Source organism: Methylorubrum podarium (assembly GCF_022179745.1).
Classification (GTDB): Bacteria; Pseudomonadota; Alphaproteobacteria; order Rhizobiales; family Beijerinckiaceae; genus Methylobacterium; species Methylobacterium podarium.
Genome location: NZ_BPRD01000516.1, coordinates 1 through 7,224, shown reverse-complemented (window position 1 = coordinate 7,224; position 7,224 = coordinate 1). Strand labels below are relative to the sequence as shown.

Below are 7,224 nucleotides of genomic sequence, written 5' to 3'. Positions count from 1 at the left end.
AGCTTGATCTTGTTGATGACCGAGTTGAACTGCGTGTGGCCGAGCGGGAAGTACTCTTCGCCGGCCACCGTTCCCTTGAGCACGTTCTCGATGTGCTTGCGGGCGATCTTGTTCGAGGTGCGCGGCCAGATGTAGTCCGAGCCGATCATGAAGAACGACTTGGCGCCCTTCTCCTTCGCCACCCAGTCGAGCGAGGCGAGGATCTGCTGCGTCGCCTCCTGGCCGGTGTAGATGACGTTCTTGGACTGCTCCAGACCCTCGTAGAAAGTCGGATAGTAGAGCAGGCCGTTATACTGCTCGAAGACCGGCAGCGCGGCCTTGCGCGAGGCCGAGGTCCAGCACCCCATCACCGCGGCGCAATGGTCGTTGACGAGGAGCTTCTTGGCCTTCTCGGCGAAGGTCGGCCAGTCGGAGGCGCCGTCCTCCTGGATCACCTTGATCTTGCGGCCGAGCACGCCGCCCATCTCGTTGATCTGCGCGATGGCGAGCTTCTCCGCCTGGATCGAGCCGGTCTCGGAGATCGCCATCGTGCCGGTGGCCGAGTGCAGGATGCCGACCGTGACCTCGCTGTCGGTCACCGCGAGCCCGGTCGTGTTGACGGCCGAGGTCGGGGCGGCGGCGAACGCCCCCCGCGGCATCATCGCCAGGGCAGGCAGGCCTGCGAGCCCCATGAGCAGCTTGCGCCGCAGGGCCGATTCCGGGCCCTTCCCCTTTTCATCCGCCATCGTGCCTGAACCCCTGATCTCGCGTCGGCGCGGCTCTGCCGGTCGGCGGCCGTGCTCGAACAGGGTGAAGGCTAGGCTTGATTGTGCGACGCACCCTATACGCTGTTTTGCGTATGTCCGCCGGACAGCCCGGGCCGTACCGTGCCGCTCTCGATTCCGTGAGAGCCTCGCGTTAGGGATGTCTCGTGCCGCGCAGTGGCGGAGTTTGGTCGGCACATCCGTTGCAGGCCGGTGACCCGCCCATCGTGAGGACGGCCCCCTGAGCGCCCGGTCCATCATCCCGATCCGTCGCGACTACAACCGTTTCGTCGCCGACGAGACGCTGGAAGACTACGCCCTGCGCTTCACCGCCAAGAAGGCGCGGCGCTGGTCGCCCTTCCGCATCGCCCAGACGGCGCTCGGCTCGCTCTCGTTCCTGGCGCTGGAGGCGATCGGCGGCACGCTGGTGCTCGCCACCGGCTTCACCAACACCTTCGCCGCGGTGCTCGTCGTCGGGCTCATCATCTTCGCCACCGCCGCGCCGATCACCATCTACGCCGCCCGCTACGGGGTCGATATCGATCTCCTCACCCGCGGGGCGGGCTTCGGCTATCTCGGCTCGACCATCACCTCGCTGATCTATGCCGGCTTCACCTTCCTGTTCTTCGCCATCGAAGCCGCGATCATGGCGCTGGCGCTGCAGCTCTGCTTCGGCCTGCCCCTGTGGATCGGCTACATCGTCAGCGCGGGGGCGGTCATTCCGCTGGTCGTCTACGGCATCCGCCTGATCAGCCGCTTCCAGCTCTGGACCCAGCCGCTCTGGATCGGCCTCAACCTTCTGCCGCTGGTCTATATCGGGCTCGCAGGGCCGGTGCCGTTCGAAGCCTTCACCGGCTATCCCGGCCTGGAGGCGGCGGGGGCGGGCTTCGACCTGCGCCTGTTCGGCCTCGCCTCCGGCATCCTCCTGGCGCTGCTGGCGCAGGTCGGCGAGCAGGTCGATTTTTTGAGATTCATGCCGGCATCCCGCGGCAAGGGCGACTGGCGCTGGTGGACGGGCGTCCTCTCGGCGGGAGCCGGCTGGATCGTGCCGGGCATGCTGAAAATCCTGCTCGGCGCCTTCCTCACGGTTCTGGCGCTCGGCCACGGCATCTCGCCGGAACACGCCGCCGAGCCGACGCAGATGTACGCGGTCGCCTTCGGCTACGTCTCGGGCTCGCCCGGCGTCGCCATCGCGCTGACCGGCCTGTTCGTGGTGATCTCGCAGCTCAAGATCAACGTGACCAACGCCTATGCCGGCTCGATCGCGTGGTCGAACTTCTTCTCGCGCCTCACCCACAGCCATCCGGGCCGGGTGGTCTGGCTCGTCTTCAACGTCGCCATCGCCCTGCTCCTGATGGAACTCGGCATCGACAAGACCATCGAGAGCACGCTGCCGCTCTACGCCTGCGTCGTCTCGGCCTGGGTCGGAGCGCTCGCGGCGGACCTTGCGGTCAACAAGCCGCTCGGGCTGTCGCCGCCGGGCATCGAGTTCAAGCGGGCGCATCTCTACGCCATCAACCCCGTCGGCACCGGGGCGATGGTGCTCTCGCTGCTGGCCGGCTGCCTGATCCATGCGGGCCTCCTCGGCGACGCGCTCCAGCCCTTCGCGCCGATGCTGGCGCTCGCCACCGCGTTCGCCGCGGCGCCCGCCATCGCCCTCGCCACCGGGGGCAAGCGCTACCTCGCCCGTGAACCGCACACCGCCTGGGACCGGCCGGAGATCACCTGCCGGGTCTGCGAGCACCCGTTCGAGGCCGAGGACATGGCCCGCTGCCCGGCCTATTCCGGGCCGATCTGCTCGCTGTGCTGCTCGCTCGACGCCCGCTGCGGCGACCTGTGCAAGCCGCACGGCCGGCTGGAGGCCCAGGCCCGCGACACCCTCGCCCGCGTCCTGCCGGCCCGCACCGCCGCCTGGATCGGCGCTCCGCTCGGCCGCTACCTCGCGCTGATGCTGACGCTGATCACGGTGATCGGGCTGATTCTCGTCATCGTCCATGCCGGCGCCGCCGCCGGGCACCCGGAGCATGCCGAGACGCTGCGGGCGGCGCTGACGAGCCTGTTCTTCATCCTGATCGTGATCCTCGGGGTGGTGGCGTGGCTGTTCGTGCTGGCGCAGGAGAGCCGCCGCGTGGCGCAGGAAGAGACCGCCCGCCAGACCGCCCTCTACGAGGCCGAGATCGCCGCCCACAAGGTCACCGACGCCAAGCTGCAGCAGGCCAAGGAGACGGCGGAAGCCGCCAACCTCGCCAAGAGCCGCTACGTGGTCGGCATCAGCCACGAGCTGCGCACGCCGCTCAACGCCGTGCTCGGCTACGCGCAGCTGCTGGAGGGCGATCCGACGATCCCCGAGCCGCGCCGCAACGGCATCCGGGTGATCCGCCGCAGCGCGCAGCACCTCTCCGGGCTGATCGACGGCCTGCTCGACATCTCGCGGATGGAGGCGGGGCGTCTCCAGACCTACCGCAACGAGATCCGGCTCGCCGACTTCCTGACCCAGATCGTGGACATGGTGCGCCTGCAGGCGGAGGGCGCGGGCCTGAGCTTCCGCTTCACCCGGCCCGAGATCCTGCCGGCGGTGGTGGCGACCGACGAGAAGCACCTGCGCCAGATCCTGCTCAACCTCCTCTCCAACGCCATCAAGTTCACGGCGAAGGGCGAGGTCGCCCTGGAGATGACCTATCGCGGGCAGGTCGCCGTCTTCACGATCCGCGACACCGGGCTCGGCATCCCGGAGGCCGATCTCGGCCGGATCTTCGAGCCGTTCGAGCGCGGCTCGATGCCCGCCGCCCGGGCGGCGCCGGGCACCGGGCTCGGGCTGACCATCGCGGGTCTGCTGGCGCAGGTGATGGGCGGCGAGATCACCGTCGAGAGCCGGGTCGGGAAGGGCACCTGCTTCCGCGTGCGGCTGATGCTGGCCTCGGTGAACCGGCCGGCGCCCGCCGCGATGCCGGCTCCGGCGGCGGTGGCGCGGCCCGCCCTGGCGGAGTCCGGCCGCACCATCCTCGTCGCCGACGACGACCCGGCCCACCGTGCCCTGATGCGCGAGATCCTGGAGCCCCTCGGCTTCACCGTTGCCGAGGCGCCGGACGGACCCGCCTGCCTCACCCTGGCGAAGGCGTGCGAGCCGGCGCTGATCCTGCTCGACATCGCCATGCCGGGCATGACCGGCTGGGAGGTGGCAAAAACGTTGCGTGAGACGGGCTTCACCGCCCGGATCGCGATGATGTCGGCCAACGTCCACGAGATCAGCCCGACCCGCGGGGCGGACGCGCCGCACGACGACATCATCGCCAAACCGTTCGACATGCAGGATTTCCTGGAAAGGATCACCACGTTGCTGGGCAGCGCCCGCCCGCTTCCCGCCCCCCTCCCGGAGGCGCCCCCGATCGCGCGGCCCGACCCGCTGGCCGCCGGGAAGGGAGGGGTCGCGAGCGGAGAGACGGTGCCCGCCGAGCACATCGCCGCGCTGCTGCGCCTCGGCCGCATCGGCCACGTGCGCGGCATCGAGGCCAAGCTCGCCGAACTGGAGGGCGATGCCGCTGTGCCGGCCGCCTTCGTGGCGCAGTTGCGCGGGCTGGTCGCGGCCTACGACATGCGCCGCTACGTCGGCGTGCTGGAAGGGCTCGCCCGCGATGCCTGAGGCGCAGCGCGACATCGTCCTCGTCGTCGATGATTCGCCCGATACCCTGAGCTTCCTCACCGAGGCGATCGAGCGCTCGGGCGCGACGGTGCTGGTGGCGGTGGGCGGCGACCTCGCCCTCGACCTCGTCGAGGAGATCACCCCCGACATCATCCTGCTCGACGCGGTGATGCCGGGCATGGACGGGTTCGAGACCTGCCGCCGCCTCAAGGCCAAGGGCCGGCTCGCCCACGTCCCCGTCATCTTCATGACCGGCCTGTCCGAGACCGAGCACATCGTGAAGGGATTGGGGGCGGGCGGGATCGACTACGTCACCAAGCCGATCGCCCCCGACGAGATCCTGGCCCGCATCCGCGTGCATCTGGCCAATGCCCGGTCGGCCCAGAGCGCGCGCGCCGCGCTCGACACCGCCGGGCGCACCTTGTTCGCGGTCGATGCCGCCGGCTCGGTCCTGTGGTGCACGCCGCAGGCGGCGCAAGTGCTCGCCGCGCTCGGCGGTGCCGAACCGTTGAGCCTGCCGCCGAGCGGGCGCGACTGGCTGCAGAGATGCCTCGCCGGCACCGGCACCGCGCCCCTGGCGCTCACCGATGCGGGGGGGCGGGCGCATTCCCTCAGCTTCATCGGCCGCACCGGCCCGGAAATCCTGCTGCGCCTGTCCGGCGATCCCACCGCCGCGGGCCTGGAGCGCCTGCGCGAGCGGCTGCCGATCACCGGCCGCGAGGCGGAGGTTCTGCTCTGGCTCTCCCGCGGCAAATCGAGCCGCGACATCGGCGAGATCCTCGGTCTCAGTCCCCGCACGGTGACGAAGCACCTGGAGGGCATCTACGCCAAGCTCGGCGTCGAGAACCGCACCGCGGCCTCGGCGGTGGCGGCGAGGCACCTGCGCGACCTGGATTGATCGGTCACGCCACCATCCGCCCGGCTCCTGAGCGAGTGGCCTGCGCAAACGACTTGAGGCCTCGCGTGCAGGGGTGTACGGCGCAGGCGTCATGCCTTCGCCGCATTCCACGGGGAAGCAGGCCGCCGTCTCGTTCGGGCAGGAATCGTGCTGCGCCCGAGGCCGCGCACGGCGATCCGGCGCACCGCGCCAGGAAGGCCGCGCCTCGGACCGACGGCCGAGCCTGCCATCCCGCGGGGCTGCGGCGGCCCGAGTGAGCACCGCGTCCGATTTTTACGCGCCATCCGTTGAAGGGGTCATAACGCCGATGTTCCTTGCCAAGTCTTCCATGGCCAAGCCTTTGGCGCGCCCGCTGCGCGTGGCCGCGTTCCTCGCCATGGCGGGCCTGGGCGCCGGCCTGGGCGGGACCGCGTTCGCCCAGGCGAAGAAGCCGGCCGCCCCGGCGCCGACCCCGGCCCCCGCGCAGGCCCAGCCGGCCGCGCCCGCTCAGCAGCAGGCCCAAGGCGCAGGCCCGCAGCTCATCAACGTGAAGTCCGAGCCGAGCCAGGCCGATTGGACCAAGGTCTGCGGCAAGGATCAGAGCTCCGGCACCGACGTCTGCTACACCACCCGCGACTTCGTCTCGGATTCCGGTCAGCCGGTGCTCGCGGTCGCGCTCTACGACATGAAGAACGCCGCCACGAAGCAGGAGGTGAAGGTCGTCCGCTTCCTGCTGCCGCTCGGCCTGATGCTGGCGCCCGGCATGCGCTTCGACGTCGACGGCAAGGAAGTGACCGGCGGCAAGTTCGCGGTCTGCTTCCCGAACGGCTGCTTCGCCGAGGCCGGCGGCGTCTCGAACGAGCTCATGAACGGCTTCAAGAAGGGCACCACGCTCAACGTCCGCGTCCAGAACCAGACGCAGCGCGAGGTGGTGTTCGCGGTGCCGCTCGCCGGCTTCGGCAAGGCGTTCGACGGTCCGGCCATCGACCCGAAGGTGCTCGAGGAGCAGCAGAAGAAGCTCCAGGCCGAGATGGAGAAGCGCAGCGACGAGATGCGCAAGAAGCTGGAGCAGCAGGGCTCGGCCCCGGCGCCCGCCGCCCCGGCCGCCAACGCCGCGCCGAAGTAAGCCGCCCGCACCAACGGTCGTCAGACGAAAAGCCCCGCCGTGGTCGCCACGGCGGGGCTTTTCTGTCGGCTGCGTCGGGCCGGACGCCGCCGGCCTTGCAACCATGGGCGGACCTCCGCGTTCAGCATGTCCGAGATCATCCGGACGGCAACAGTCAACCGCCAAGTCGTCGTTAAGGATGTTTCGTCCGCTTGTCGGCGGGATTGCGTGAGCAACGGTGACGAAACGCACCGCGCAATCCCACTGCACAAGGTTAGGGGTTATTTAACGGATCGAGGCGGCCGCGAAGGAGCCGCTACGGAGTTCAGGCGATGAGCCAGCGCATCGAAGACATCAAGTTCATGGCGACGATGACCTTCGTCACCCTGTTCGGCACCTGCCTCACCGCGCTGGTCGGCTGAACGCGTCCGGTCCGGCGCTCCCCTTATCGCCCGGATCCGTTAAGAAGCCGCTTCCCTCTCTCCCCCCAAGCGGGGACGTCGCCGGGACAGAGCCCGGCCGGAAGCGTGAACCGTGCGACACATCCACGTCATCGGCATCGGGACCGGCAATCCGGAGCACCTGACGATCCAGGGCATCCGGGCGCTGAAGGCGACCGACGCCTTCTTCGTCCTCGACAAGGGGGAGGCCAAGGCGGGCCTTCTCGACCTGCGCCGGCAGATCTGCGACCGCTACATCGAGGGCCGGCCCTATCGCTTCATCGAGGCGTCCGACCCGGAGCGCGACCGCCGCCCCGCGGATTACGGCGTGGCGGTGGACGATTGGCACGCCGCCCGCGCGGCCCTCTACGAGGATCTGATCCTCGAGCATCTGCGCGAGGACGAGCGCGGCGCCTTCC

6 protein-coding genes are annotated in these 7,224 nt (G+C 69.8%); 4 read left to right on the top strand and 2 right to left on the bottom strand.

What is annotated here, in order from left to right; all coding sequences use genetic code 11:
* A partial coding sequence (locus tag MFF42_RS22445) for a transporter substrate-binding protein (RefSeq protein ID WP_238257891.1) occupies positions 1 to 725 on the bottom strand: 725 nt, incomplete at its 3' end.
* A gap of 330 nt (positions 726 to 1,055) precedes the next feature.
* Entirely contained in the window at positions 1,056 to 1,181 is a 126-nt protein-coding gene (locus MFF42_RS26400; RefSeq protein ID WP_283206915.1) for a hypothetical protein, read from the bottom strand.
* On the opposite strand from MFF42_RS26400, the gene MFF42_RS22440 reads away from it, so the two are divergent.
* From MFF42_RS22440 to MFF42_RS22425, 4 genes are all read left to right on the top strand, one after another.
* Positions 1,171 to 4,383: a hybrid sensor histidine kinase/response regulator gene (locus tag MFF42_RS22440; protein ID WP_238257889.1), complete on the top strand. Its 3,213-nt coding sequence runs from the start codon at positions 1,171 to 1,173 to the stop codon at positions 4,381 to 4,383. The two genes, MFF42_RS26400 and MFF42_RS22440, sit on opposite strands and share 11 nt — an antisense overlap.
* Positions 4,376 to 5,281, top strand: coding sequence for a response regulator transcription factor (locus tag MFF42_RS22435; RefSeq protein WP_238257887.1), 906 nt, complete (start codon positions 4,376 to 4,378; stop codon positions 5,279 to 5,281). Before MFF42_RS22440 ends, MFF42_RS22435 begins: the two co-directional genes overlap by 8 nt.
* A gap of 307 nt (positions 5,282 to 5,588) precedes the next feature.
* Positions 5,589 to 6,386 carry an invasion associated locus B family protein gene (locus tag MFF42_RS22430; protein ID WP_238257885.1) on the top strand — a complete coding sequence of 266 codons (798 nt, stop codon included), beginning with the start codon at positions 5,589 to 5,591 and terminating at the stop codon, positions 6,384 to 6,386.
* A gap of 513 nt (positions 6,387 to 6,899) precedes the next feature.
* A partial coding sequence (locus MFF42_RS22425) for an SAM-dependent methyltransferase (RefSeq protein ID WP_238257883.1) occupies positions 6,900 to 7,224 on the top strand: 325 nt, incomplete at its 3' end.

Coding starts and splice junctions, on each gene's coding strand:
- MFF42_RS22430 (WP_238257885.1), top strand. CDS start 5,589: ATGTTCCTTGCCAAGTCTTCCATGGCCAAGCCTTTGGCGCGCCCGCTG.
- MFF42_RS22435 (WP_238257887.1), top strand. CDS start 4,376: ATGCCTGAGGCGCAGCGCGACATCGTCCTCGTCGTCGATGATTCGCCC.